25 protein-coding genes are annotated in these 26,268 nt (G+C 63.5%); 14 read left to right on the top strand and 11 right to left on the bottom strand.

Going from position 1 to position 26,268, the window contains the following annotated elements:
- Position 1 precedes the first annotated feature (1 nt).
- From AC1RT2_RS10230 to AC1RT2_RS10215, 4 genes are all read left to right on the top strand, one after another.
- On the top strand, positions 2 to 1,633 hold the full coding sequence (locus AC1RT2_RS10230) for an alpha-D-glucose phosphate-specific phosphoglucomutase (protein ID WP_493101619.1): 1,632 nt from the start codon (positions 2 to 4) through the stop codon (positions 1,631 to 1,633).
- A 1-nt stretch (position 1,634) separates the two neighbouring features.
- The gene (gene glgX / locus AC1RT2_RS10225) at positions 1,635 to 3,608 is read left to right on the top strand and encodes a glycogen debranching protein GlgX (RefSeq protein ID WP_493101617.1); all 1,974 of its coding nucleotides are present in this window, start codon (positions 1,635 to 1,637) and stop codon (positions 3,606 to 3,608) included.
- Between the two features lie 63 nt (positions 3,609 to 3,671).
- Positions 3,672 to 4,160 carry a MaoC family dehydratase gene (locus AC1RT2_RS10220; RefSeq protein WP_069061125.1) on the top strand — a complete coding sequence of 163 codons (489 nt, stop codon included), beginning with the start codon at positions 3,672 to 3,674 and terminating at the stop codon, positions 4,158 to 4,160.
- Positions 4,157 to 4,681 (top strand): GNAT family N-acetyltransferase, encoded by a 525-nt coding sequence (locus AC1RT2_RS10215; RefSeq protein ID WP_493101615.1) that lies wholly within the window; start codon positions 4,157 to 4,159, stop codon positions 4,679 to 4,681. Before AC1RT2_RS10220 ends, AC1RT2_RS10215 begins: the two co-directional genes overlap by 4 nt.
- Positions 4,682 to 4,688: 7 nt before the next feature.
- On the opposite strand, the gene AC1RT2_RS10210 is transcribed toward AC1RT2_RS10215, so the two are convergent.
- The 5 genes from AC1RT2_RS10210 to AC1RT2_RS10190 are packed head-to-tail and all read right to left on the bottom strand — an operon-like array spanning position 4,689 to position 10,242.
- A complete protein-coding gene (locus tag AC1RT2_RS10210; RefSeq protein ID WP_493101613.1) occupies positions 4,689 to 5,237 on the bottom strand; it encodes a sarcosine oxidase subunit gamma in 549 nt (182 codons plus the stop codon).
- Positions 5,230 to 8,223: a sarcosine oxidase subunit alpha gene (locus tag AC1RT2_RS10205; protein ID WP_493101611.1), complete on the bottom strand. Its 2,994-nt coding sequence runs from the start codon at positions 8,221 to 8,223 to the stop codon at positions 5,230 to 5,232. Before AC1RT2_RS10205 ends, AC1RT2_RS10210 begins: the two co-directional genes overlap by 8 nt.
- On the bottom strand, positions 8,220 to 8,579 hold the full coding sequence (locus tag AC1RT2_RS10200) for a sarcosine oxidase subunit delta (protein WP_493101609.1): 360 nt from the start codon (positions 8,577 to 8,579) through the stop codon (positions 8,220 to 8,222). The genes AC1RT2_RS10205 and AC1RT2_RS10200 overlap by 4 nt, the downstream gene beginning before the upstream one ends.
- 14 nt (positions 8,580 to 8,593) lie before the next feature.
- On the bottom strand, positions 8,594 to 8,989 hold the full coding sequence (locus AC1RT2_RS10195; RefSeq protein WP_069061120.1) for a hypothetical protein: 396 nt from the start codon (positions 8,987 to 8,989) through the stop codon (positions 8,594 to 8,596).
- Entirely contained in the window at positions 8,989 to 10,242 is a 1,254-nt protein-coding gene (locus tag AC1RT2_RS10190; protein WP_069061119.1) for a sarcosine oxidase subunit beta family protein, read from the bottom strand. The genes AC1RT2_RS10195 and AC1RT2_RS10190 overlap by 1 nt, the downstream gene beginning before the upstream one ends.
- A gap of 330 nt (positions 10,243 to 10,572) precedes the next feature.
- Between AC1RT2_RS10190 and rpsU the strand changes: the two genes are divergently transcribed.
- Positions 10,573 to 10,803, top strand: coding sequence for a 30S ribosomal protein S21 (rpsU, locus tag AC1RT2_RS10185; protein ID WP_069061118.1), 231 nt, complete (start codon positions 10,573 to 10,575; stop codon positions 10,801 to 10,803).
- 324 nt (positions 10,804 to 11,127) lie between these two features.
- Positions 11,128 to 12,024, top strand: a complete 897-nt coding sequence (locus AC1RT2_RS10180) for a tetratricopeptide repeat protein (RefSeq protein ID WP_069061117.1) — start codon at positions 11,128 to 11,130, stop codon at positions 12,022 to 12,024.
- A 238-nt stretch (positions 12,025 to 12,262) separates the two neighbouring features.
- Here the strand turns inward: AC1RT2_RS10180 and cysE are convergent, their stop codons facing one another.
- The 4 genes from cysE to AC1RT2_RS10160 form a co-directional block, all read right to left on the bottom strand.
- On the bottom strand, positions 12,263 to 13,075 hold the full coding sequence (gene cysE / locus AC1RT2_RS10175; RefSeq protein WP_493101605.1) for a serine O-acetyltransferase: 813 nt from the start codon (positions 13,073 to 13,075) through the stop codon (positions 12,263 to 12,265).
- 10 nt (positions 13,076 to 13,085) lie between these two features.
- Entirely contained in the window at positions 13,086 to 14,075 is a 990-nt protein-coding gene (locus tag AC1RT2_RS10170) for a WD40 repeat domain-containing protein (protein WP_493101603.1), read from the bottom strand.
- A 58-nt stretch (positions 14,076 to 14,133) separates the two neighbouring features.
- Positions 14,134 to 15,243 carry a CobW family GTP-binding protein gene (locus AC1RT2_RS10165; protein ID WP_493101601.1) on the bottom strand — a complete coding sequence of 370 codons (1,110 nt, stop codon included), beginning with the start codon at positions 15,241 to 15,243 and terminating at the stop codon, positions 14,134 to 14,136.
- Positions 15,244 to 15,334: 91 nt separating this feature from the next.
- On the bottom strand, positions 15,335 to 16,126 hold the full coding sequence (locus AC1RT2_RS10160) for a creatininase family protein (protein WP_493101599.1): 792 nt from the start codon (positions 16,124 to 16,126) through the stop codon (positions 15,335 to 15,337).
- A 98-nt stretch (positions 16,127 to 16,224) separates the two neighbouring features.
- On the opposite strand from AC1RT2_RS10160, the gene AC1RT2_RS10155 reads away from it, so the two are divergent.
- The 4 genes from AC1RT2_RS10155 to AC1RT2_RS10140 all read left to right on the top strand — a co-directional run bounded on the left by AC1RT2_RS10155 (position 16,225) and on the right by AC1RT2_RS10140 (position 19,335).
- Positions 16,225 to 16,761: a MarR family winged helix-turn-helix transcriptional regulator gene (locus AC1RT2_RS10155; protein WP_493101597.1), complete on the top strand. Its 537-nt coding sequence runs from the start codon at positions 16,225 to 16,227 to the stop codon at positions 16,759 to 16,761.
- Positions 16,762 to 16,818: 57 nt separating this feature from the next.
- Positions 16,819 to 17,847, top strand: a complete 1,029-nt coding sequence (locus tag AC1RT2_RS10150; protein WP_069061111.1) for a LacI family DNA-binding transcriptional regulator — start codon at positions 16,819 to 16,821, stop codon at positions 17,845 to 17,847.
- Between the two features lie 27 nt (positions 17,848 to 17,874).
- Positions 17,875 to 18,843: a 2-hydroxyacid dehydrogenase gene (locus AC1RT2_RS10145; RefSeq protein WP_493101595.1), complete on the top strand. Its 969-nt coding sequence runs from the start codon at positions 17,875 to 17,877 to the stop codon at positions 18,841 to 18,843.
- Between the two features lie 81 nt (positions 18,844 to 18,924).
- Positions 18,925 to 19,335: a hypothetical protein gene (locus tag AC1RT2_RS10140; RefSeq protein WP_493101593.1), complete on the top strand. Its 411-nt coding sequence runs from the start codon at positions 18,925 to 18,927 to the stop codon at positions 19,333 to 19,335.
- Here the strand turns inward: AC1RT2_RS10140 and AC1RT2_RS10135 are convergent.
- Positions 19,313 to 19,798 carry a winged helix-turn-helix transcriptional regulator gene (locus AC1RT2_RS10135; RefSeq protein WP_493101591.1) on the bottom strand — a complete coding sequence of 162 codons (486 nt, stop codon included), beginning with the start codon at positions 19,796 to 19,798 and terminating at the stop codon, positions 19,313 to 19,315. The genes AC1RT2_RS10140 and AC1RT2_RS10135 overlap by 23 nt on opposite strands.
- Before the next feature lie 104 nt (positions 19,799 to 19,902).
- Between AC1RT2_RS10135 and AC1RT2_RS10130 the strand changes: the two genes are divergently transcribed.
- Positions 19,903 to 21,138 (top strand): MFS transporter, encoded by a 1,236-nt coding sequence (locus tag AC1RT2_RS10130; protein ID WP_493101589.1) that lies wholly within the window; start codon positions 19,903 to 19,905, stop codon positions 21,136 to 21,138.
- Positions 21,139 to 21,180: 42 nt separating this feature from the next.
- Here AC1RT2_RS10130 and AC1RT2_RS10125 read toward each other — a convergent pair whose 3' ends face one another.
- Positions 21,181 to 21,993, bottom strand: coding sequence for a gamma-glutamyl-gamma-aminobutyrate hydrolase family protein (locus AC1RT2_RS10125; RefSeq protein ID WP_069061106.1), 813 nt, complete (start codon positions 21,991 to 21,993; stop codon positions 21,181 to 21,183).
- A gap of 455 nt (positions 21,994 to 22,448) precedes the next feature.
- On the opposite strand from AC1RT2_RS10125, the gene AC1RT2_RS10120 reads away from it, so the two are divergent.
- From AC1RT2_RS10120 to AC1RT2_RS10110, 3 genes are all read left to right on the top strand, one after another.
- Entirely contained in the window at positions 22,449 to 24,758 is a 2,310-nt protein-coding gene (locus AC1RT2_RS10120) for a putative bifunctional diguanylate cyclase/phosphodiesterase (protein WP_493101587.1), read from the top strand.
- 184 nt (positions 24,759 to 24,942) lie between these two features.
- Entirely contained in the window at positions 24,943 to 25,716 is a 774-nt protein-coding gene (locus AC1RT2_RS10115; protein WP_069061104.1) for an N-acyl amino acid synthase FeeM domain-containing protein, read from the top strand.
- Between the two features lie 254 nt (positions 25,717 to 25,970).
- Positions 25,971 to 26,195 (top strand): aa3-type cytochrome c oxidase subunit IV, encoded by a 225-nt coding sequence (locus AC1RT2_RS10110; protein WP_444799139.1) that lies wholly within the window; start codon positions 25,971 to 25,973, stop codon positions 26,193 to 26,195.
- Positions 26,196 to 26,268 lie beyond the last annotated feature (73 nt).

The following is a 26,268-nucleotide window of genomic DNA, read 5'->3' as shown; positions in this document are numbered from 1 at the left end:
CATGACCATCAACACCGTTTCGACGACGCCCTATACCGACCAGAAGCCCGGCACGTCCGGCCTGCGCAAGAAGGTGCCCGTCTTCCAGCAGGCGAACTATGCGGAGAACTTCATCCAGTCGATCTTCGATTCGCTGGAGGGCTTTGCCGGCCAGACCCTGGTGATCGGCGGCGACGGCCGATACTACAACCGCGAAGTCATCCAGCTCGCCATCAAGATGGCCGCCGCCAACGGTTTCGGCCGCGTGCTCGTCGGCCGTGGCGGCATCCTGTCCACGCCCGCCGCCTCCAACGTCATCCGCAAATACCAGGCCTTTGGCGGCATCGTGCTCTCCGCCAGCCACAATCCCGGCGGCCCGACCGAAGACTTCGGCATCAAGTACAATATCGGCAATGGCGGCCCGGCACCGGAAAAGATCACCGATGCGATCTTCGCCCGCACCCTGTCGATCGACAGCTACAAGATCGCCGACGCCGACGATCTCAACCTCGACCTTGAGGGCAGCCATGAAGTCGAGGGCATGACGGTCACCGTCATCGATCCCGTCGCCGACTACGCCGCGCTGATGGAACAGCTTTTCGATTTCGACGCCATCCGCGGCCTGCTCTCCGGCGGGTTCCGCATCGTCTTCGACGCGATGAGCGCCGTCACCGGCCCCTATGCCAAGGAAATCCTCGAAAACCGCCTCGGCGCGAGCAAGGGCTCGGTGCTGAACTTCATGCCGCTGCCCGATTTCGGCGGCCATCACCCGGACCCGAACCTCGTGCATGCCCGCGCCCTCTACGAGGCAATGATGGCCGACGACGCGCCGGACTTCGGCGCCGCCTCCGACGGCGACGGCGACCGCAACCTGATCATCGGCAAGGGCATCTTCGTCACCCCCTCCGACAGCCTCGCGCTGCTCGCCGCCAACGCCCATTTGGCCCCCGGCTATGCTGCGGGCCTCGCCGGCATCGCCCGCTCGATGCCGACATCCGGTGCGGCCGACCGCGTCGCCGAAAAACTCGGCATCGGCATCTACGAGACACCGACCGGCTGGAAATTCTTCGGCAACCTGCTCGATGCCGGCCTTGCCACGATCTGCGGCGAGGAAAGTGCGGGCACCGGCTCCAACCATGTGCGTGAGAAGGACGGCCTCTGGGCGGTGCTGCTCTGGCTCAACATCCTCGCCGTGCGCAAGGAAAGCGTGCTCGACATCGTCGAGCAGCATTGGGCGACCTACGGCCGCAACTACTATTCCCGCCACGACTACGAGGAAGTCGACACGGAAGCGGCGAATGGCCTGGTGGCGAACCTGCGCGACCAGCTCGTCACGCTCCCCGGCAAGTCTTTCGGTGCCCTCACCGTCGCGACCGCCGACGACTTTGCCTATAACGACCCGGTCGATCAGTCGGTGAGCAAGAACCAGGGCATCCGCATCCTCTTCGAAGGTGGCTCCCGCGTGGTCTTCCGCCTGTCCGGCACCGGCACGTCAGGTGCCACGCTGCGCGTTTACATCGAGCGCTTCGAGCCGGATGCCACGCGCCATGACGTCGAGACGCAGGAGGCGCTTTCCGACCTCATCACTGTCGCCGACACGATCGCCGGAATCAAGAGCCGCACCGGCCGCGACGCGCCAACCGTGATCACCTGAGATGACGACAATCGCCCCCTCCTTCGCACCGGGCGCCACGCTCTCCGGGGAGGGGGTGGAGTTCTCGGTCTATTCGCACGATGCCGGCCGCGTCGAGCTTTGCCTGTTCGACGATGACGGCAACACGGAACTCGCCCGCCTCACGATGGGGCGGGACGAGAACGGCTTCCACAGGGTCTTCGTCGAAGGTGCGACCGCCGGCACGCGCTACGGTTTTCGCGCGGACGGCGTCTATTCGCCGGATCACGGCCTGTGGTTCGACCCGGCAAAGTTGCTGGTCGATCCCTACGCCAAGGAACTCGACCGCCCCTTCGTGCATGATGGCCGGCTGGCACTCTTCGGCACGGACACGGCCGATATCGTGCCAAAGGCCATCGTCACCCGCGACGTTCCCGTCAGCGTAAAACCGCCGATCTTCCGTCCCGGCGGCTTCGTCTATGAAATTGCCGTGCGCAGCTTCACCATGCTGCATCCGGACGTGCCGGAGGCCATGCGCGGCACGGTCGCAGCCTTGGCCCACCCCGCCGTGCTCGCCCATCTCAAACGCCTCGGCGTCGATGCGGTCGAGCTGATGCCGATCACCGCCTGGATCGACGAGCGCCACCTGCCACCGCTCGGCCTGTCCAACAGCTGGGGCTACAACCCGATCGCGCTGATGGCGCTCGACCCGCGCCTCGTGCCGGGCGGCATGACGGAACTTGCCGAGACCGTTGCGGCCCTGCGCGCGGAAAATATCGGTGTCGTGCTCGATCTCGTCTTCAACCATTCCGGCGAGAGCGACCGCCACGGCGCGACGCTCTCCATGCGCGGCCTCGACAACCTTACCTACTACCGCCATGTGGAAGGCCGGCCCGGCGAGCTGATCAACGACACCGGCTGCGGCAACACCATCGCCGGCGAGCACCCCGTCGTCCGCCAGCTCGTGCTCGACAGCCTGCGCTATTTCGTGCGCCATGCCGGCGTCGATGGTTTCCGCTTCGACCTCGCGACGATCCTCGGCCGCGAGGCCGACGGCTTTTCCGCCCACGCCGCCCTGTTGTCCGAAATCTGCGCCGACCCGCTGTTGAAAAACCGCGTGCTGATCGCCGAACCCTGGGACATCGGCCCCGGCGGCTACCAGCTTGGCAATTTCCCCGCCCCCTTCCTGGAATGGAACGACCGCTACCGCGACGACACACGCACTTTCTGGCGCGGCGACAGCCATCGGCTTGGGCCCTTCGTCACGGCCTTTGCCGGCTCCTCCAACATTTTTTCGCGCCACGGCGGGGACAGCACACGAACCGTCAATTTCCTCGCCGCCCATGACGGCTTCACGCTGATGGACCTCGTTTCGCATACGGTGAAACACAACGAGGCGAACGGCGAGGACAACCGCGACGGCCACAACGAAAACCACTCCTGGAACAACGGCGTCGAGGGTGCGACGACGGACGGCGCGGTGCTGTCCGCCCGCCGCGCCGATGTGAAGGCGCTGCTGTCCAGCCTCTTCCTCTCGCGCGGCACGGTGATGCTGACGGCCGGCGACGAGGGCGGGCGCAGCCAGCAGGGCAACAACAATGCCTATTGCCAGGACAATGCCATCACCTGGATGCATTGGGACAGGCTGGACGAAGGCCTGATCGAGCACACCGCCATGCTCGCGGCGATCCGCAAGCGTTTTCCCGCGCTCGGCGAAACGACATTCCTCAGCGGCGCGGGCGATGTCGAGTGGCTGACCCTGGCAGGCAGCCCGATGACCGTCGGCGACTGGGAAGCGCCGTTCGCCGGAACCCTGCTTGCCCTTTTGAAGACACCTGATCTACAGCAGCAACGGATCGTTCATCTTGCGCTCGCCATCAACCGGACTCATGGCGCGCAAGCTCTTGCCTTGCCGCCCCCGGAGGGGCGAGAGTGGACGAGCCTGCTTTCTGCCAACCATCCCGCGACTGGTCTCCTTCATCCACGCAGCGTCGAGATTTTTGTCGAAAAGCATTGATCTTCATTGCCCGGACAAACCGCCCCTCTAGAAGGGGCGCGAATCGATCGACGGGAAAGCCCTATGCCAGACAATATCCACCTGAAAGACATTGCCGCCCTCGTCGGCACGGAGCTCGGCCTGTCACGTTGGTTCACCGTCGACCAGACGATGATCGACCGCTTTGCCGAGGCCACGGAAGACCATCAGTTCATTCACACCGATCCCGTGCGCGCGGCGGCGGAAACCCCCTTCGGCGGCACGATCGCCCACGGCTTCCTGACGCTCTCACTGCTCTCGGCAATGAACTACGACTGCGTTCCGCGCATCGTCGAACAGACGATGGGCATCAATTACGGGTTTGATAAAGTTCGCTTCATGACGCCGGTTAAGAGCGGCGCGCGCGTGCGCGGCCGCTTCGTTCTCGCCGAAGCCCGCTTCCGCGGTGCCGGTATGGTGACGATCCGCTACGACGTGACGGTCGAGATCGAGGACGAGCGCAAGCCGGCGCTGACGGCCGACTGGATCACCATCATCCAGTTCGACCCGAAGGACCGTCCGGAGGACGTGTGAAGGTTCGATCAGCCACGCTGGAGGATCTGACAGCGCTTGGCGCCTGCGATTTCTCCTTCCTAATCACCCGCGAGGCCGCACCGCCCTTTGAAGGCGACTGGCTGGCCCATGCGCGCCCGGTCGAGCCCTATCCGAAAAACTATGGCTTCGATCCGGCGGAACTGGCGCTGCAACTAGTGACAGATGACAAGGCCCTCTTTGTAGTCATCGGCGACGAGGTGCCCGTCGGCTATATCGCGCTGTCGCGCGAATGGAACGATCTCGCCTCGATCGATGATCTTGCCGTCGACATGGAATGGCGCGGCACCGGTGCCGCACAACGGCTGATGCAGCAGGCGGTCACATGGGCGAAGGAGAAGGAGCTGCCCGGCATCCGGCTCGAGACCCAGACGACCAATGTCGCAGCCTGCCGGTTCTACATGCGCCAGGGATTTACCCTCGGCGGCCATGACCGGTACCTGTACAAAGGGCTGTCCCCCGGCACGCGAGAGACAGCCCTGTTTTTCTATCGCTTCTTCTGATCCTGGATCAGAGCCCGGCGTCTTCCGCACCCTCGGCAAGAATGCCGAAGGCGTAGGACGAGAACGAACGCCAGCATTCCACGCGATAATCCTCTTCGCCCGTGCGCAGGAGCACGATCTCGATCTTGCCGAGCACCGTGCGGGCGGCGGCACCGACCGGGAAGATCGTCCTGCCGAGATCGAGCGGGCAGCTGCTGGCAATCGCACCGGCCGCATCCGGGCCGGAAACGAGGATCGCCGTGTTGCGGTGGGAAACGTCCGTGGCCGAATGCAGCGCCGAAACGCCGGAGGCGATCGCCATCAGGTCGGCGCCGTTCTCGTCGATCAGCAGCCACTCGTCCGGACCGAGCCAGAGCGCGCGGCGGCCACTGACCGATGCCGAAGTTTTGGGCCGCTGCGGCAGTTCAAGGCCGAAGGCCAGCGACAGCGTGCCGATGGCGTCGGTGCCGGCACGCAGCGACAGGCGGGTTGCGGGGGCGGCGGGCGTGACGCGCGCGCCGGCGGAACCACCATGACGGCCGGCGAGCGGCGCCTTGCGGAGAGCTTGATCAGCCATTGAGGCGTCCTCCTTCCTTGTCGACAAAGACCATGTCGCTGACTTCGACCGCGATGGTGCGGTCGGGCATCGGCACGTAGAGCGTCTGGCCCAAACGGGCCTGGCCACCGGCGACGAGTGCCATGGCAATCGAGCGGCCGCAGTTCTCCGACCAGTAGGACGATGTCACATGGCCGAGCATGGTCATCGGCTTCGGCTGGTTCGGATCGGCGACGATCTGCGCGCCCTCCTCCAGAACCACGGTCGGATCCTTGGTCAACAGGCCGACGAGCTGCTTGCGGCCTTCCTTGACGAGGTCGGGCCGCTTCAGGCCGCGAATGCCGACGAAGTCGGTCTTCTTCTTGGAGACCGCCCAGCTGAGGCTGGCATCGTGCGGCGTGACGGTACCGTCCGTATCCTGGCCGACAATGATGTAGCCCTTTTCGGCGCGCAGGACGTGCATGGTCTCGGTGCCGTAGGCGCAGGCGCCGAGCGGTTCGGCACGCGCCCAGATGGCTTCCCAGACGGCCTGGCCATAATCGGCCGGCACGTTGACTTCGAAGCCCGCCTCACCCGTGAACGACATGCGGAAGAGCCTTGTCGGCACGCCGCAGATCTTGCCTTCACGCACGCTCATATGCGGGAAGGCCTCATTCGCCATGTCGATGCCTTCGACGAGCGGCGCGAGGATTTCGCGTGCCTTCGGGCCCTGCACGGCAATGACCGCCCACTGTTCCGTGGTCGAGGTCAGCCACACCTTGAGATGCGGGAATTCCGTCTGGAGATAGTCTTCCATGTGGTTCATGACGCGCGGCGCACCGCCCGTCGTGGTGGTGACGTGGAAGCGATCTTCGGCGAGGCGCCCGACGACGCCGTCGTCATAGACGAAACCGTCTTCGCGCAGCATGATGCCATAGCGGCAGCGGCCGGGCTTCAGCGTGTCCCAGGCGTTGGTGTACATCAGGTTGAGGAATTCGGCCGCATCCGGGCCGACCACCTCGATCTTGCCGAGCGTCGAGGCATCGAACAGGCCGGCGGCGTTACGCACCGTACGGCACTCGCGGTTGACCGCATCGTGCATGGTTTCGCCGGAACGCGGATAGTACCAGGCGCGCTTCCAGTTGCCGACATCCTCGAAGACGGCGCCGTGCGCCTCCTCCCAGGCATGCATCGGCGTCTTGCGCGCCGGATCGAACAGGTCGCCGCGCGAATGGCTGATCAGCGCACCGAAGGTCACCGGCGTATAGGGCGCGCGGAAGGTGGTGAGGCCGATCTTCGGGATTTCGCGGTTCAGCACTTCGGAGGCAATGGCAAGGCCATGGATGTTGGACAGTTTGCCCTGATCGGTCGCCATGCCGTTGGTGGTGAAGCGCTTGATATGCTCGATCGAGTGCATGCCTTCGCGCACGGCAAGGCGGATATCCTTGGCGCAGACGTCGTTCTGGAAGTCGACGAAGGCCTTCACCGTCGTATCGACGCCAGCACCCTCGGCGCTACCTGCCATGCCGCCGGTCCACTCAAAGGCATTTTCACCGCGAAGCTCGACCTTGCTGCCGCCTTCGTTGCCGGTGGCGCGGGCCATCAGCTCGCCGGCAGCCAGCGATTCCTCGATCGTCGCCTGAAGGCCGTCCGTGCCGTTGCACGAACCGACGGAAAGGCAGTCCTGCGCATACGTGCCCGGCAGGAAGCGGCCGGAGGCCGCGTCATAGGCGACCTTGCCGCGTGACTGCGAGAACAGATGCACGGACGGCGTCCAGCCGGCCGACATCAGGAGCGCATCGACCGGGATCGCGCGGGCCGAACCGCCGCCATTGCGGGCGACCGAGATGGATGAGACGCGCAGCTTGCCCTTGGTGTCGACGACCGAATGCCCGGTGAGCACTTCGATGCCGAGCTTGCGGGCTTCCGTCAGGACGGCATCGCCCGGCTTTTCGCGGTTATCGACGATGGCGGCGATGGTAACGCCCGCCCGCTTGAGATCGAACGCGGCTTCATAGGCCGAGTCGCTTGCCGTATAGACGCCAATCTTGCGGCCGACGGCGACGCCGAAATGGTTGAGATAGGTGCGCGCCGCCGACGCGAGCATGATGCCCGGACGGTCATTGTTGGCGAACACCATGTGGCGCTCGATCGAGCCCGTGGCGATAATCACGCGCTTGGCGCGGACCTGCCAGAGCCGTTCGCGCGGCAGCTTCTTGTCCGGGCGCGGGAGATGATCCGTCACACGTTCGACGAGGCCGACGAAATTGTGGTTGTAGTAGCCGAAGGCCGTCGTGCGGGTGAGAACGGTGACGTTCTCCATCGCCTTCAGCTTGGCGGCCGTCGCCTGCGCCCATTCGTAACCGCTCTTGCCGTCGATGGTGACGGAGGTGTCGTAGTGCAGCGCACCGCCGACTTCCGGCTGCTCGTCGACGAGGATGACGCGGGCACCGGCTTCCGCGGCGGCAAGCGCTGCGGAAAGGCCGGCAACACCACCGCCGGCGACCAGAACATCGCAATAGGCATAACGGTTGGCGTAGTGATCAGGATCTTCTTCGGTCGGCGCGACGCCGAGGCCGGCGGCCTTGCGGATAAAGGGCTCGTAGACCTTCTCCCAGGCGGCCTTCGGCCACATGAAAGTCTTGTAGTAGAAGCCGGCGGCGAAGAACGGCGACATCAGGTTGTTGACGCCGCCGATATCGAACGACAGCGACGGCCAGCGGTTCTGCGATTCCACCTTCATGCCGTCGAAGACTTCCTGCACCGGCGCGCGCACGTTCGGCTGGCGGCGGGCAGCGTCGCGCGACACGTCGATCAGCGCATTCGGCTCTTCCGGACCGGCCGAAAGAATGCCGCGCGGGCGGTGATACTTGAACGACCGGCCAACGAGGTGCACGCCGTTGGCAAGCAGCGCGGAGGCGACGGTATCGCCCTCCAGCGCCTGATAGGTCTTTCCGTCGAAGGTGAAACGCGCCGTCTTGGCGGGCGTCAGGCGGCCCTGGCCGGCAATACGATTAGCACCGCTCATTGCGCGGTTCCTTCCGTGGCTTCATAGTTTTCGCCCACTTTTTCAGCGGGGGCTTTTTCCGTGGCGGGCGCGGCGCCGGAAAGATCGGGCTTCGGCTCGCCGGCCTTGTAGCTCATGACGAATTTGTCGCTCACCGTGTCGCGTGCCGCATTGAAGAAGCGACCGCAGCCATGGATATGGCGCCAGCGTTCGAAGATCAGGCCCTTCGGGTTGTCGCGCAGGAAGAAGAATTCCTGGAACTCCTCGTCGGTGATGTCGGCCATGTTGGTCGGCCGGGCGATGTGCGCGTCGCCACCGTGGCGGAATTCGAGCTCCGAGCGCTCTTCCTCGCAGTAGGGGCAGTAGATCAGCAGCATTGGTTCCTACCTGTTTAAAGCTCTGGTTCCGTCACGTGCGTGCCCGGTTCCTGGTCGCAAAGTCGTTGGCCCATGGTGACGAAAGGCACAATCCGATGAAGCAGTTGCGCCGTGTTGTCATAGGGGGCCAGCACGTCCGTTATTCCGATATTGGCCATGCTCATCGCAAAGAGGTTGATGTCGATATGATAGGCGCGCTCCACGTCTTCGCCCGGGATGAAGTAGACCAACCGCTCCCCGAGCATTTTTGCGCATCCCAGCATCCCGCTCTCAGCGATAAAGGGCCAATTCTGCTCGCCCGCCGCCTTGTGGATCGTCTGAAACCGGAAATCATCGGGTTCAGGAATGATCGAACTCACCGGAACCACACCAGCGGTCATCAGCAACCCGGCAACGAGCACGCCATGCATCAATGGGCCACCGCCGCCGCCGCTGCCTCGTCGATGAGGCGACCGGTGCGGAAGCGGTCGAGCGTCAGCCCGGACGCCAGCTTGTGCGGCTCGCCCTTCGCAATGAGATGCGCGAAGAGATGCGCCGAACCCGGCGTCGCCTTGAAGCCGCCGGTGCCCCAGCCGCAATTGACGAAGAGGTTCGGAACCGGCGTCACGCCCTGGATCGCCGAACGGTCCGGCGTGTTGTCGGTGATGCCGCCCCACTGGCGCATCATCTTGACGCGGCGGAACATCGGGAAGAGCTCGCAGATTGCGTCCAGCGTATGCGTGATGATCTGCAGACCGCCCGTCTGGGAATACGAATTGTACTGGTCCGTGCCCGCGCCGATGACGAGTTCGCCCTTGTCCGACTGCGAGATATAGGCGTGCACCGAGTTGGACATGACAACGCAGGGGAAGATCGGCTTCATCGGCTCGGATACCAATGCCTGCAGCGGCACGGAATGCAGCGGCAGCTTGACATCGGCCATCGACAGGATGACCGAGTTGTGGCCGGAAGCCGACACGGCAATCTTCTTGGCGCCAATGAAACCCTTCGAGGTTTCCACACCCGTCACCGCGCCGTCCGGCCCGCGGCGAATGCCCTTGACCTCGCAGTTCTGGATGACATGCACGCCGCGATCCGACGCAGCACGCGCATAGCCCCAGGCAACGGCGTCGTGGCGGGCGGTGCCGCCGCGACGCTGGAGGGCCGCACCGTTGATCGGGTAGCGGGCCGTCGCGGAGATATCGAGCGGCGGGCAGAATTCCTTCGCCTGCTGCGGCGTCAGCCATTCATTGTCGATGCCGTGCAGACGATTGGCATGGATGTGACGGCCAAAGGACTGCTTGTCGTGCACATTGTGCGACAGCATCATCACGCCGCGCGGCGAGTACATGACATTGTAGTTGAGGTCCTGGCTGAGCCCCTCCCAGAGCTTCAGCGAATGCTCGTAGATGTCCATGCTCTCGTCATAGAGATAGTTCGAGCGGATGATCGTCGTGTTGCGGCCGGTATTGCCGCCGCCGAGCCAGCCCTTCTCGATCACCGCGACATTGGTGATGCCGTGCTCCTTGGCAAGGTAATAGGCAGCGCCCAGCCCGTGGCCGCCCCCGCCGATGATGATCACATCGTATTCCTTGCGCGGCTCGGGCGAGGTCCACTGTGCCTCCCACCCCTTGTGGCCGCGCAGCGCCTCGCGGGCGACGGCGAAAACCGAATATTTGCGCATCCCAAGTCCTCAACGTCTCGCCAGCATTGGCCGGCTTGTTTCCTGCCTCGATAGAAAGCAAATCCTGGCGCCGGACAACGTATTCTTTGCGACGCAATCAGGCGCACCTTGTACCACATGCGACATGACCCACATTGAGGCTGCTGCGACGGTTTTGCAGGGGCCTGGCACAAATATCCTTAACATCGGCGAGGTCGAGGCTGGACTTCTCCGCGACGATCTGGTATCCGACCCACCAATTGCCGGCCCAGCGGGCTGCGCGAACGCAATCTATTTGCCTGACGGACTCTGATCGCCGGGCTTACAACCAACCGAAGGAACGGGATTCTCGTGCAGGTACTAGTCCGCGACAACAACGTTGATCAGGCTCTCCGCGCTCTCAAGAAGAAGATGCAGCGCGAAGGTATTTTTCGTGAAATGAAGATGCGCGACTTCTATGAGAAGCCGTCGCAGAAGCGTGCGCGCGAAAAGGCCGAAGCCGTTCGCCGCGTTCGCAAGCTGGCCCGCAAGCGCGCACAGCGCGAAGCTGGCGGCGTCACTGCTCGTCCGGGCGCCCGTTAATCGGCCGTCATTTCGACGTTTTCGAATGCAAGACCGGGCGGGGGCGAACATATCGCCGCCGCCTTTTTTGACGTGATCGGAATTTTTTCACCATTGTGAAAGACTTCCCGTGCGATTTCGGGCGTATCAGCTACGCGTCTTTGCCCCGAATTGCCCGCTGGTTACCTCTGCAATCGACGCCGATTTCAAAGGTAACCAGCAACAATTAAAGGACCGCGGCGTCCTTAACGTGTCATAGATGACGCGTCACGCTGTGAAGGCCGTAGCGTATTTCTTCGCGCATGAGGCGCGACAGAAGCCCACTTTGAGGATTCGCACTTGGACATGGCTGCATCTACCGGGTTCCCGATCGACCGTTTCTCCTCCTCGGCCGCCCGCTTGCGCCGCCCCCTGATGGCCGCTGTCGCCGCCACGTCCCTCGCCTTGCTGCTCACCGGCTGCCAGTCGACCGCAACGTCCACGGACGTGCTGAAGGTCGAGCGCGCGCAGGGCTCGGAAGAGAACATCTCCTCGCTGTCGGCCGTCATTGCCGCCAATCCGCAGGATGCCGGAGCCTACAACGTGCGCGGTTCGGCCTATGGCCGTGCCGGTCAGCATCGTCGTGCCATCGATGACTTCAACCGTGCAATCGAGCTCAACCCGCGCCTCTACCAGGCCTATGCGAACCGCGCGCTCGTCGAGCGCAGCACGGGCGACACGGCGCAGGCGGCAGCCGACTACAACACGGCGCTGCAGCTCAACCCCAATTATGACGTCGCCTATATCGGCCGCGGCAACCTCTACCGGCAGGCCGGCCGCCTCGACGACGCGTTCGGCGATTTCAACAAGGCGATCCAGCTCGATACGACCGATCCGCGCGCCTATCACAATCGCGGCCTGATCTATCAGGTCCGCCGCCAGCACGACAAGGCGATCGACGACTTCTCGAAGGCCATCTCGCTCTCGCCGAACTCGGCCGAACCCTATAACGGCCGCGGCATTTCCTATGCCGCGCAGGGCGACGACGACAATGCGTTCTCGGATTTCAACACGGCGATCAACCTCGACGGCAAGCTGGCCGAATCCTGGGCGAACCAGGCGCTGATCTATGAGCGTCGCGGCGAGATGGCGCGCGCCGCCAAGTCCTATTCACACGCCCTCAAGCTCGATCCGAACTACGCGCCGGCCAAGGCTGGCCTCGCCCGCACCCGCGGCGCGGTCAACACCGCCAAGCCGGCCTGATCGCTACCGCCCATCGACCAAACGGAAAAGCGGCGGCATAACGTTTTTATGCCGCTGCGGTGTGCTCCCGCATTCTCGCGTTTAGGGTGATCATCATTCCGCATGCCGACAAGGCCGCGGCTCCCGACCTTTGCCTGGCTCTGAGTTCCGTACAACGCGTTTTGATGATGCGGCCTCTTCCAGCATCAAGAACGGGTGATCGACGAGCCCGATACCGCTGGAACCTGCTCCGCGGCGCTCAATCGATCCGCTGGTCCATCGTTGCCGCCGGCACTTCGTGCGCAGGATGCTGCCTGACGATCTTTGCCGGAACACCGGCGACCGTGGTGTGCGGCGGAACGTTTTCCAGCACCACGCTGCCCGCCGCGACCTTGCTATAGGCACCGATCTCGATATTTCCCAGGATTTGCGCGCCGGCGCCGATGAGCACCCCGCGGCGCACCTTCGGATGCCGGTCGCCCTTGTCGCGGCCCGTGCCGCCGAGCGTCACCTGCTGCAACATCGAAACGTCATCCTCGACCACCGCCGTTTCGCCGATCACGATGCCCGAGCCATGGTCGAGCATGATGCCGCGGCCGAGGCGTGCGGCGGGGTGGATGTCCACACCGAAGACCAGCGACGCTTGCGAGGAAAGCCAGCGCGCGCCCTCTATCCGGCCGTCGCACCACAGGCGGTGGGCGAAGCGATGGACCTGAAGAGCCTGAAAACCCTTGAGGTTGAGGAGCGCGGCAAGCGGATCGGGATTGGCCGGATCGCGTGTCGTGATGGCAATGAGATCGGCTTCCGTCTCGGCGAGCAGTTCCCCGTCTTCGACGGAGGCGAGAATCTGCACTGCAAGTGCCCGGTCGCCGGCCGAATGGGCAAGCCGGGCGGCGAGCGTGCCGATCAGCATCTGCCGACCGGTCGAGGCCTTGCGGACGGGAAGGAGAAGCTCGGCCAGATGGGGCTGGCGATTGCCGATAATCTCGGCGGAGGCGCGCATCTGCGCCCAGATCGCTCCGTCCGGGCGATTGGCGACAGGCAATACATGCAGGCTCGCCTGGGGCGCCATGGCCGATCTCCTATCCGGCGAGGTCGATGACGCCACAATCACCAGCCTCGCTGGCGAAGGCAAGCAGTTTTCCGTTCTTGCTCCAGGCCATGGAGGTAACGGCACCCTTGCCGGGACGGCGCAGCAGCACTTCACGGCTGTCGGCGAACCGGGCGGCGAGCACCATGCCGTCGGAGTAGCCGATGGCGACGACCTCTTCCGCCGGGTGGCAGGCGACGGCCGTGACCATGACGTCGGCGCGGGTACCGAGTTCCAGCGGCGGCTTGCCCATCGGGCCGTCCTTGGCCGAGAAAGGCCAGACAATGGCGGCGGGTGCACCCGAGGAGGCGAGCCACTTGCCCTTGGCGGACCAGGAGAGCGACTTCACCTTGGTGGGGTAACCGGTCATGCGCATGTGACGGGTGTCGCCACCCGGTTTACTATCGAGCTTCCAGCCATGCAGGGCGTTTTCCTGCATGCTGGTGACGACGAAACGGCCATCGGGCGAGAAAGTGACACCGGTATGGGCGCCCTTCCATTCGAGATCGACCGGCTGGGCCGCCATGGCTACCCAATGCAGCGACGCGCCGTTGTAGCGCGCCAGGCCGATGCGAAGTCCTTTCGGCGCGAAGGCAACGCCTTCGACGGACCGTGTCTCGACGAACTCCTTGATCGTGCCGTCCGCAAGCCGCACCCGCGCCGTGCGACCTTCCGCGAAACCGACGGCACCCTGCGGCCCGGCGGCAACGATGGAAATCCACTTGCGCGGCACTTCGGCAAGCAGCGTCACCGTGCCATCGGCAGCGATGCGCTGCACCTTGCCGTCCTCGCCACCGGTGATCAGCGTGTCGTTCGCGTCATCACGCACACAGGCGAGCAGGCCGTCATGCGCCTCGGTGACCTTTTGGCCATGGTCGAGGCGATGGATGGCGCCGGAGGCGGAGGCGAAGAACGGCACGTCGCCGAGGAAGGCGGCCGCAACAATGTGGCCGTCGAGATCAAGAGGCGCGACTGTCGGCATCAGTAGGTGTCTTTCGTCCACATGACGGTGTCCATAAACCGCTTCACACTTTTCGGCGTCATGCTTGGGCTGCCTCGCAGGCCTTGAAGGTGCGTTCGATCTTCTCGCGGTCGAGGTCGCGGCCGATGAAGACGAGGCGGCTTTCGCGCTTCTCGCCATCCTTCCAGGCGCGCTGGTGGTCGCCCTCGACGATCATGTGCACGCCCTGCACGACATACCGCTCATCATCGCCGGCAAAGGCGATAATGCCCTTGAGGCGCAGGATGTTCGGGCCGTCGGTCTGGGTGATCTTCTGGATCCACGGGAAGAAGCGGTCCGGGTTCATCTCGCCACCGCGCAGCGAGATCGACTGCACCGTCACGTCATGGATCGGCGAGACGCCGTGGTCATGGTGATGGTGGTCATGATCGTGGTGGTGATGATCGTGATCATGGTGCGCATGATCATGGTCGTGGTGATGATGATGGTCATGGCCGCAATCCGGGCCGCAGGCATGGTCCGGGTGGTCATGGTCGAGGAAGTGCGGATCGTTTTCGAGCGCACGCTCCAGGTTGAACGCACCCTGATCCAGAACCTTGGTGAGGTCGATTTCCGAACGGGTGGTGCGGTGGATGCGGGCGGACGGGTTGATCACGCGCACCGTTGCCTCGATCCGCGCCAGCTCTTCCGGGCTAACGAGGTCGGTCTTGTTGATCAGCACAACGTCGGCGAAGGCGATCTGGTCCTCGGCCTCGCGGCTGTCCTTGAGGCGCAGCGGCAGGTGTTTTGCGTCGACGAGGGCGACGACGGCGTCGAGTTCGGTCTTCTGGCGCACATCGTCGTCCATGAAGAAGGTCTGGGCGACCGGCACCGGATCGGCAAGGCCGGTGGTTTCGACGATGATCGCGTCGAAGCGGCCGGGGCGGCGCATCAAGCCTTCGACGACGCGGATCAGGTCGCCGCGCACGGTGCAGCAGATGCAGCCGTTGTTCATTTCGTAGATTTCTTCGTCCGACTCGACGATCAGGTCGTTGTCGATGCCGATCTCGCCGAACTCGTTGACGATGACGGCATATTTCTTGCCGTGGTTGCCGGTGAGGATACGGTTGAGCAGCGTCGTCTTGCCGGCGCCGAGATAGCCGGTGAGCACGGTGACGGGAATGGGCTTGGGAAGGGCTGTTTCGGTCATGGGAACCTCGAGCGGTAGCAGGGACGGCTGAGACGTCCGGTTGGCGACTGATATAGGAGATCGAACGGGCCAGCGCAAATGCCGGATGGCGTTAGCGGAGCGTATCCGCATCGAATGCGGCGACGTCCTCAAGAAGGGCGACGAGGCCGCGGACGGCATGGGCAATCAGCCGCTCGCCTTTTTCCGCTGTCGCAGCGCTGGCGTCGCCGGCGACACCCTGCGGGTTGAGGTCGGACATTTTCCAGCCGAAGGCATGCGGCCCGTAGGCGCGCAGATGCGCGAAGCGGGCGGCAAACTCCGCCTGTCGAGAGCCGAAACGCTCCGCCTTGTCCATGCGGACGAGGTCCGGATGAAGCGCCAGCATCACGGACGTCTCGATATCGCCGCCATGGATGTCGATTGCCTTGTCCTCCGCAGCGATCCAGCCGTCCGGCTGGCCGAAACGAGTCCAGGCCGTCGCCACCACGAGCATGTCGAAGCGAATGCGCGCCTCGGTCGCGACGATCGTCATCAGGGGCGAATTGCCGCCATGCGCGTTGAGCAGCACGAGCTTGCGGATGCCGAAGCGATTGAGATCCCCTGCAATGCCGAGCCAGCGTTCGATGGCCTCGGCGTAGCCCAGCGAGCGTGTACCCGGCACGTCGAGATGTTCCGGCGAATAGCCGACGGGCTCGGCGGGCAGGAATGTTACCGGCAGATGCGTGGGCAGCACGGCAGCCAGCCGGGCGGCAATGCCCTCGGCGATCAGCGTATCCGTTTCGAATGGCAGGTGGGGGCCATGGCCTTCATGGGCGCCAAGCGGCAATACGGCGATCCAGCCTGCGCGCGCCTCCGGCGACAGGTCCAGATCGTTGTCGGTCCATCGCATCTTGGGATGCGCCATTCCGGGCCTCCGATCTTCACTTGCCGCCTGCCGCTTTACTGAGTCATATGAAGCCCGAGCCCGCGATGCAAGGGCAGCACGTTCTAACGAGGCGATCGATGGGCAAGAAGCACAAGGACGGCAAGGACGGGAAGAAGGTCAAGAAGAAGAAATCGCACGACGACGTCTCGGGTGCGGGTCTTGCCGCCGCCGTCGTCAATGCCGCCCGGTCCATGCGCACAGTGCTATCGCGCAACCTGCTGGCCACCGGCCTCTATGCCGGACAGGACGGTGTGATCCTGGCGCTTTCGGAAGACGGCGGGTTGACGGCAGGCGCGCTTGCCACCCGGCTCGGCGTCAAGGCACCGACGATGACGCGCACGATCGGGCGCCTGGAGGCGCAAGGGTTCGTCGCGCGCCAGCCGGACGAGACGGATGGCCGCCTGACCGTCGTCCACCTCACCGAGGCCGGCAAGGCCTCCGTCGAGCAAATCACCGAAGCCGGCCGGCTCAGTGAGGAGCAGGCGGCAGAGGGATTGAGCGAGAAGGATGTGCGCAATCTCCTGAAATTGCTGCGCGCGATGGACGAAAACCTGCACGCAACGCTGCCGGAGCTGCCCCGCAACGGCGAAAAGCCTGTTGCCGACGAGATTTAAACTGTTTAAATAAACGGTTTTAAACGTCACATTGCTTGGCGTTCGTCGGGAGGGGTCGTGGCACAGAAAATCAAGCTTTCCACCATCGCGGAGACGCTCGGCGTTTCCACGGCGACGGTATCGCTTGCGCTGAGGGACAGTCCGCTTGTCGCGGCGACCACCCGCGACAAGATCAAGGAACAGGCCCGCGCACTCGGCTATATCTACAACCGCCGGGCAGCGAGCCTGCGTACCTCCCGGTCGGGCATCATCGGCGTCGTCGTGCACGACATCATGAACCCGTTCTACGCGGAAATCCTGAAATCGATCGAAAGCGAACTCGATCGGGACCGGCAGACCTTCATCCTTTCCAACCACTACGATTCGGTCGAAAAGCAGCGCAATTTCATCGAGACATTGCTGCAGCTCGGTGGTGACGGCGTCATCATGTCGCCGGCCATCGGCACGCCGCCCGAGGATATCCAGCTTGCCGAGGACAATGGCATGCCGGCGATCCTGATCGCGCGCTCGATCGAGGGGCTGGATGTACCGATCTTCCGCGGCGACGACAGTTATGGCATTTCGCTTGCCACCAACCACCTGATCGGCCTTGGCCACCGCACCATCGCCATGGTCGGCGGCACGGACCAGACCTCCACCGGTCGCGACCGTTACCAGGGTTATGTCAACGCGCTGCGCAAGGCCAATATCGACGTCGATCCGAGCCTGCGCATTCCCGGCCCCCGCACCAAGCAGGGTGGTTTCGAGGCGGCGGTGCACTTCCTCTCGCTGCCGCAGAAACCGACGGCGGCCGTCTGCTGGAACGACCTCGTGGCGATCGGCCTGATGAACGGCATTGCACGCGCCGGCCTCGTGCCGGGCCGCGACGTTTCGGTCACCGGTTACGACGACCTGGAGGAAGCGGCGATCGCGACGCCGGCACTCACCACCGTCTGGAACGGCCAGTCCGAAGTCGGGCGCAATGCCGCCCGCGCGCTGCTCGACAAGCTCTCGGGTAGTCACGAGCCGGATGGCATCCATCTCATCAAGCCGGAAATGCGTATCCGGCAATCCACCGGACCGCTGAAGCCACATCCGGAAGGCTGAGGCATTTCAGACAGAAGGAGCTTTGCCATGTCGGCCAAGACACGCATCCTCGTGCCCGGCACGATCCGCGAGCGGGTACTCGATCGCCTGAAGGAAAGCTTCGACGTGGTGCGCATCGACCGGGCGGACCCGGCGCTGCTCGCGCGCTCGGAAGCGGCAAGCATTGCCGGTGTTGCCGTTTCCGGCGGCTTCGATGCGGCGATGATCGAACATCTGCCGGCTCTGGAGATCATTGCCAGTTTCGGCGTTGGTTATGATGGCGTGGATGCGGCCGCCGCGGCCGAGCGCGGCATCACCGTCACCAACACGCCGGACGTGCTGAACGACGAGGTCGCCGATACCACGATCGGCCTGCTGCTCAACACGGTGCGCCGCTTCCCGCAGGCGGAAGCCTGGCTGCGCGATGGCCGCTGGAAGCGCGACGGCGCCTTTCCGCTGGCGCCGCTCAGCCTGCGCGGCCGCAGGGCCGGCATTTACGGGCTTGGGCGTATCGGCATGGCAATCGCCGAACGGCTGAAAGGGTTCGGCGTCGATATTGCGTATCACACGCGCCGCCCGCGCGACGGTGTGTCCTATGCCTATTATCCCTCGCTGCTGGAGCTGGCGGAGGCCGTCGATATCCTGATCGCCATCGTACCGAAGACAGCGGAAACGCACAGGACGATCAATGCCGAGGTTCTGCGGGCGCTGGGGTCGAACGGCGTGTTGATCAATGTCGGCCGCGGCTGGACGGTCGATGAGGACGCGCTTGCGACGGCCCTCAAGGACGAGGTCATCGCAGCGGCGGGCCTCGACGTCTTCTATGACGAGCCGAATGTGCCGCAGGCCCTGCTCGACCTGCCCAACATCTCGCTTTTGCCGCATGTCGCCTCGGCTTCGGTGGCGACGCGCGATGCGATGGCCGATCTGGTGGCGGACAATCTGTTTGCCTGGTTTGATCGTGGGGCGGCGCTGACGCCGGTGCCGGAAACGCCCTTTACGCGAAAAACGGGGTAGAGGCTGGAAAGCCTTCGTTAACCCTCCGGCAAGTTTGTGGATGCATGCTTGCCCGATCGAGTCGTTGCGAAGGAGACGCCCATGAAGACGCTGATGATAACCGCCGCCGCGGGCCTGGTGTCGCTGGGTCTCTGGAACGTCATCGGGCACGAGGCACCTTCGGTCGACCCGGTGATCTCGAATTCCATTCCCGCGAAGGCGCCGGGCAGCCATAGCTATACGATTTCCAACGTGGTGGCGAACACCGCCTGCCTTGCCGAGCGCGGCAGCCGGATTTCGAGCCGGAGTGAACAGTTCTCGGCGAATGCCGATTGCGAGACGGTCTGGCCGGGTCTTTCGACGGCCAGGACATGGATCAGCAACGGCGACGGCACCGTTGTCGTTGCTGATGCACGCGGCGAGGCGATCCTGACCGTCGTCGACGGCGACGGCCTTGCCTATGAAGCGGTCGAGCCGGCCGACGCGATGGTTACGCTGATTTCTGCGGACTAGCCGAACCCGTTGCGGCGTTGGACGCAGCGTCGACGAGACGCGTATCTGCCCAGGTCAGGCCGCGCCCATCGGACGCGTGGAGTTTCAGGCGGTCGACGGGCGCGTTTGTCGCCGCATCCACTAGCTTGGACCGCCGCTCGCCCGCCCGAAAGAGATGATCTTCACCCCATTGCCGCAAGGCGACGATGACGAGAAAGAGGCCGCGCCCCTTCTCGGTCAGCACATATTCCTGATAGGCGCTGCCATCGGATGCCGGCGCGAGCGCTAGCACGCCAGCCTCTACGAGATCGCGCAGGCGCGTGCTCAGCATGCCCTTGGCGATGCCGAGGTTTTGCTGAAAGGCGCTGAAGCGCCGGATGCCATCGAAGGCATCACGGACGATCAGCAGCGACCACCAGTCACCGATGGCATCCAGCGTCCGCGCAACCGGGCACTCCGCTTCACGAAAACTCCTGCGTTTCATTCCGGACCTCGCGCTTAAAACTGGTTCTAAAATAGAACTGGAAGCATCTTGCCGCAAGTAGTCTCATTATAAGACCAAAAGGAGCAAGAACGACGATGGACACAATGGATAAGAGAGATTGCCGAAAAGGAGCGGGTCACGACTTCGCCGGCGGCAGGCAGGCGTCCGGCCTGCCGCATTGGATGCTGGTCGTATTTGCCATCACCTGCGGAAGCAGCGTCGCAAACATCTACTATGCGCAGCCGCTGCTCGATACGATCGCAACGAGTTTCGACATCGACGCCGCGCGTGTTGGTCTCGTCGTGACGCTGACCCAGATAGGCTACGCGGCGGGCCTGCTTTTCATCGTCCCCCTCGGCGACCTCGTCGATCGGCGCAAGCTGATCGTGGCGCAGGCCCTGTTGTCCGCCGTTGCCTTGGCCGGTGTCGGCAGCGCGCCCGGTGCGCCTTTCCTGTTCGCCGGCATGGTCCTGGTGGGGCTGCTGGCTGTCGTCGTTCAGGTATTGGTGGCGCTGACCGCCGCCTTGGCACGACCGGAGGAGCGCGGCCGATCCGTCGGTCTGGTCACCAGCGGCGTCGTGATCGGCATCCTGGCGGCGCGCTTCGTCGCCGGTGTCCTGGCTGACGCCGGAGGGTGGAGAGCCGTCTACTTTTCCTCCGCCGGCCTCATGCTACTGATGGGACTGCTTCTGGCCTATAGTCTGCCGCGGCACATTCCCGTCGCCAGTGCCGAGCGATACGGCACGGTGCTGAAGTCGGTTCCCACCCTCTTTTTGCGGGAGCCGTTGCTGCGCCTTCGGGCCGGGCTGGCCTTCCTGATCTTTGCCAGCTTCAGCACGCTCTGGACCGCCATGGTATTGCCGCTGAGCGCGGCACCCTTTCACCTGTCTCACACCGCCATCGGCCTCTTCGGCCTCGCGGGGCTGGCGGGCGCCCTTGCCGCAAGCCGTGCAGGGCGTCTGGCGGATCGTGGGCTTGCCGAGCGGACGACGGGTTTTTCACTGGTACTGCTCGTGGTCTCGTGGGTGGCGATCGGTTTTCTGCCGCACGCGCTTTTCGTCTTCACGATCGGCGTGGTGCTGCTCGATTTTGCCGTGCAAGCCGTGCACGTCACCAATCAGAGCCTGATCTTCGCCACTCGCCCCGAAGCCCACAGCCGGCTGGTCGCCGGCTACATGGTCTTCTACTCGGCCGGCAGTGCACTTGGCGCCATTGCTTCGACGGCGAGTTATGCCCGTTACGGCTGGACGGGTGTCTGCCTCACCGGAGCGGCTTTTAGCCTGGCCGGATTGCTTCTCTGGGCCCGCTCTTATGCAAAGACCCGGCCGCGTGTTTCGTGAACATGCATCGCCGGGTGCAGGAGAATGCCGGGCTGGTCTGGATCAGGCCGACTTGACCGAACCGAAGGCCAGCACGTCCGCCTCGGTGGCGGGAGCGCTTGCGCCCTGCTTGGCAGCCGCATAGTCGCGCACCGCTTCGCCGAAGGCGGCAAAAAGCTTGTTCGACGGCTGGTCGGAGCCGACCCAGTATTCCGGGTGCCATTGCACGCCGACGGCAAACGCCTTGGCTCCGATAACGGAGACGGCTTCGATCGTGCCGTCCTCGGCGACCGCTTCCAGCGCAAGCCGCGGCGCCAATTCGGAGATCGCCTGGCGGTGCAGCGAATTCACCTGCACCTCGCCGGCGCCGAGCACCGCGGCGAGGCAGCTGCCTTCCTTGACAGTGACCTTCTGGCGGATGCCGTAGGCGACGTCGAGCACGGGCGTGTCGGGCTTGCGATGGTCCCATACGCCGGGCTGCTCCTGAATTTCGTTGGCGAGTGTTCCGCCCAGCACGACGTTCAGCTCCTGAATGCCGCGGCAGATGGCAAGCAGCGGAATGCCGCGCTCGAGCGCCCGCTTGATGAGCGGCAGGCTGGTCGCATCGCGCGCCATGTCATAGGGGCCTTCCGCCGCCGTGGCCTCCTTGCCGTAGAGCGAGGGGTGCACGTTCGTGCGCGAACCGCTGACCAGAAGCCCGTCCACTCGATCGAGGATACCGTCGAAATCGTTGTCGGCATCCAGTGCGGGGACGAGGAAAACGGTGACGTCGGCGCCCTTGACGGCAGCGCGGACATACTGGTTCGGGGTGGCCTGCCAGACGTTGCCTTCGATCTCCCTGATATCGGCGGGAATGGCGACGACGGGTTTCGACATGATGGGCTCCGGAAAAAGAAATACCAAATGAGGATTTGCTATCAAATCCGCGATCAGTCAATTCCCCTATTCTGGCGAAATGACGACAGATCAATCGTTGCAGGGGGTATGACAGCCTGTGCAACGTAGCCGGGACCGATAAAATCTGTCAGAGTGTCCGCCAGGGGTTGTTAACCAAAGCCTTGCAAACAGCGATTGCGGCATGGATTTTTCTCGCCTTTCTTTCGCGTAATTGTGTGTCGTTGCCAGGTAAGGATATTGCGCGCCATGCCCATGCCAGGTTGAATCTATGGGCCGAAAAGCAGCAATACTACAATATGAGGTTGAAGCTATCTTCCTTCGGTTGAACAAGCGTGCAAGAATGCCCGGGTGCACCCTCGTTATTGGGTAATTTCCCGAAATCATTCATTAAATTTTGGTCGGTAACCCTCTCTCGTCAAGGGAGTGCCTAGTCCATGAAGGATAAGGGTCAAAACACACTGCCGGCTGATGTGTACCTGTCGTTCGTCAGCTCGCTGTACGGGAACCGCCAGACCCTCTTCGTGGGCATGATTTCGCATGTCATCACGTTCTCGTTCGTCTATGCCAAAACCGCCGACCCTTTCTTCCTGATCTGGAGCGGGCTCGTCATACTTATCTGGTCGACGCGTGCTGTCGGCATGCGCCATTTCGACCGGGTGGACCAGTCCACGCTCGACATGGACGGCATCCGCTACTGGGAGAACTGGTACAATCTCGGGGCCGTCGGCACGACGCTGGCGCTCGGCATCTCCTGCGGCTACAGCCTGCTCTTCAGTCGCGACAGTTTCGCCGAGCTCGCCACCATTGCGGTGACGCTCGCCACCATGGTCTCCGTCGTTGGCCGCAACTGCGGCTCGAAGCGGGCCGTCGACTACATGACCTTTACCGCCTGCTTCCCCATGGTCGTCGGCTTCCTGGGCCTGCAGGATTTCTACCACGCGGTGCTCGCCGTCCTCATCCTGCCCTTCGTGATGACGACCCGCATGATGGCGAACGGTGTGCGCGACTTCCTCTACAGGAACGTGCTGGCGACGCGCGAAGTCTCGATCATTGCCGACCGTTTCGACACGGCGCTGAACAACATGCCGCACGGCCTGTTCATGCTGGATGCCGACCATCGTATCCTCGTCGCCAACCGCCGGGCCTGCGAGCTTCTTCATCTCGGCAACCAGGAACGGCTGAAGGATTGCCATCTCGATGTCGTCCTGCGCTTCGGCGTACGCAACACGTTCGTCAACGCCGAGCAGAGCAAGACGATCCTGCGCCGGCTCGACGAACTTCTGAAGGGCGAGCGATCGCGTGCGCTCATCCAGGTGACGGACGGGCTCTATCTGGAATTCACCGCATCGCCCCGTGAAAACGGCGGCGCAGTTCTGATTTTCGAAGACGTGACGGCGCGTGTGCGGGCGGAAAACAAGATCCTGCACATGGTGCGCTACGACAGCCTCACCGGCCTGCCGAACCGCACCTACTTCTCCGATCTCGTGCAGGAAGCGCTGGCCGAACGCAAGAAGCCCGGCACGGTCGGCTTCATGGTGCTCGACGTCGACGACTTCAAACATGTCAACGACATGAAGGGCCACGTCACCGGCGACCGGCTGCTCTGCGCCATCACCGAGCGGCTGCGCCGGCTTGCCAGCGACAAAATGATCGTCGGCCACCTGATGGGCGACGAGTTCATCGTCTTCTTTCCGAACGAGACGAACCGCCGCGATCTCGAGGCGCGCATGCACCGCTTCCACGAGCAGCTGCGTGGCAACTACGAATTCGACGGCATGACCTTCCTCGTCTCCTTCAGCGCCGGCTGCGTGACCGTGCCGAGCGGCGATTTCCGGCTGGAGGAAATGCAGATCCGCGCCGACCTCGCGCTTTTCGAGACGAAATCGCGCGCCAAGGGCAGCGTCACCGTCTTCGAACAGGAGATGGACGAGCGCTATACGGATCGCCAGAAGCTCAAGGACGACCTGCGCGATGCGCTTGCCAGCAACACGCTGTCGGTCGCCTACCAGCCGATGTTCGTGCCGGACGGTTCAAGCATCGAGTGCTGCGAGGCCCTGTCGCGCTGGACACATCCGGAGCGCGGCCCCGTGCCGCCGACCGTGTTCATCCAGATCGCCGAGGAGATGGGCATCGTCTCCGACATCACCCGCTTCATGGTCATGCGGGCCTGCGCCGACTGCGCGACCTGGCCGGCGCATATGGGCGTTTCGGTCAATCTCTCCGTGCAGGACCTGCGCGGCACCAGCATCATCGACCTCGTCGCCGAGGCACTGGAGGCCGCAAAACTCGCGCCGCACCGGCTGCATCTCGAAGTCACCGAAAGCTGCCTCATGGAGGAGCCGGTGAAGGTGCAGGCAATCCTGCAGGAGCTGCGCGCACGCGGCATCACCATCGCCATCGACGATTTCGGCACCGGCTATTCGAGCCTCAGCTATCTCGACCAGCTGCCGCTCGATGTCATCAAGATCGACCGGTCCTTCGTGCGCAACATCGGCGAGGACCCGCGCCGTTTCAAATTGCTACGCGGCACGGTGAACCTTTCGCGCGAACTGGGCCTGCGCATTGTCGTCGAAGGTGTGGAGACGCGCGAGCAGCTTGCACTTATCAACAAGTACCAATGTGCCGATCTCGTGCAGGGCTACGTCTTTGCCGCGCCCATGTCGCCGGATGCGCTGCGTGATCTTTACGAGACCCTCGCCCGTAAACCCGGCGATTCCCGCCGCCGCGGCCGCCGCGTCGCCTGAAAACCCTCCCCTGACTTTTCAACGGATCGTATAAATTCGATACCGTGTATCAGCTTCTTCAAATTTAGCGTTAACCACTCATTAAGGTTAACGAATGGTATTTTACACAAATTGTCTTATATCGGAGATTGTTAAGCATAGCAGCGCGGTGGCTGCGGCTTTTTCAATCGGGGATACGGGGACAATGGCCAGCGTGGAGACGGCGACCAATCGCTTTTCGGACAAGCTTCTGGGACTGCTCGACAGGATCGAATACCGCCGGGTCGAGACGGGCGAGGACATGGAAGACGTCGCTCGCATCCGCTACAAGGCCTACAAGGCCGGCGCCGTCATGCACCTCGACGAACAGGCAGTGCTGATCGACGACTCCGATTTCGACAGCCAGGCCTATGTCTTCGGCATCTACTATGAAGAGCGGCTGATCTCGACGGTGCGCCTGCATCATGTGACGCCGGACCATCGCGTCACCTCGTCGGGCAAGGTTTTCCCGGACGAAATCAATGCCTTCCTCGATGCAGGCCTGTCGCTGATCGATCCCGTGCGCCTTGCCGCCGATCCGGAAATCTGGCGGGAGATGCCGGCGATCCCCTATCTGACGCTGCGCATCGCCACGATGGCGACGGATTATTTCCAGGCAGATCGCTGCCTGCAGATGGTCAAGCCCGCCCATTCCGCCTTTTACAAGCGCGTCTTCGATGCCGACTTCGTCGCCTCGCCGAAGAGCAACCACGGCAAGTTCATCATCGACCTGATGCTGCTGGCGACCAACGTCAAGGAGACGCTGCCGTCGCTCTACCAGCGCTTCCCGTTCTTCAAGTCCGAACCCTACGAGCGCCGCATGATGTTCGCCCGCGGCGAGGACCTGACGTTCAGCCCGCTGACGGTGCGCCCGACGGCCCGCCGCGCCCATTTCGGCGATGGCCGGATCCAGCTTTCCGGCAATGCCTTCGCCGGATGAGACCTGCGTTTTGATGTCACATGGCGGGCCGGTTTCTTGCGAAACCGGCCCGATCTGTTTCGGAAACGATACAGGTGCATCGGCACCCCCCGCCTTGCCGTTGCGCTTTGCCGATCCATTGTGTATGGCCTGAAGACCGCGCGCTTGCCGCGCAAGGGGGAAAAGCCGGGATGCTTTGGTTCCGGCGTGTTTTAGGCACTCATCGGGTGGAACTTTTCCGTCTGGCGGGTGTGGCTGCTTAGGAGAAGGTGACTATGGCTGAACATCATTCCGGACCGGTCGAAATGGGCGCTCCGATGGATTATCCCGAGCACGAGAAGACCTACAATTTCTTCATCAATGCAGCCAAGTTCGGCACGCTGTTCTGCGTCGCCCTGCTGGTCGCCATGGCCGCCGGTTTCTTCACCAGCGCCGGCTTCTTCAGCGCAGTTCTGCTCTTCATCATTCTCAACGTCGCCGGCTTCATTCTGCTGCGTTGATCCAAACAGCCGCATTTGCGGTTTGTCACGGTGCCATCCGGCGTCGTGATTCAACACGGCCAGTCTCGGGGGG

Source organism: Shinella sp. GW821-FHT11G07, assembly GCF_058808115.1.
The sequence above is the reverse complement of the archived record's forward strand: the minus strand, read 5'-3'. Positions and strand labels throughout refer to the sequence as shown.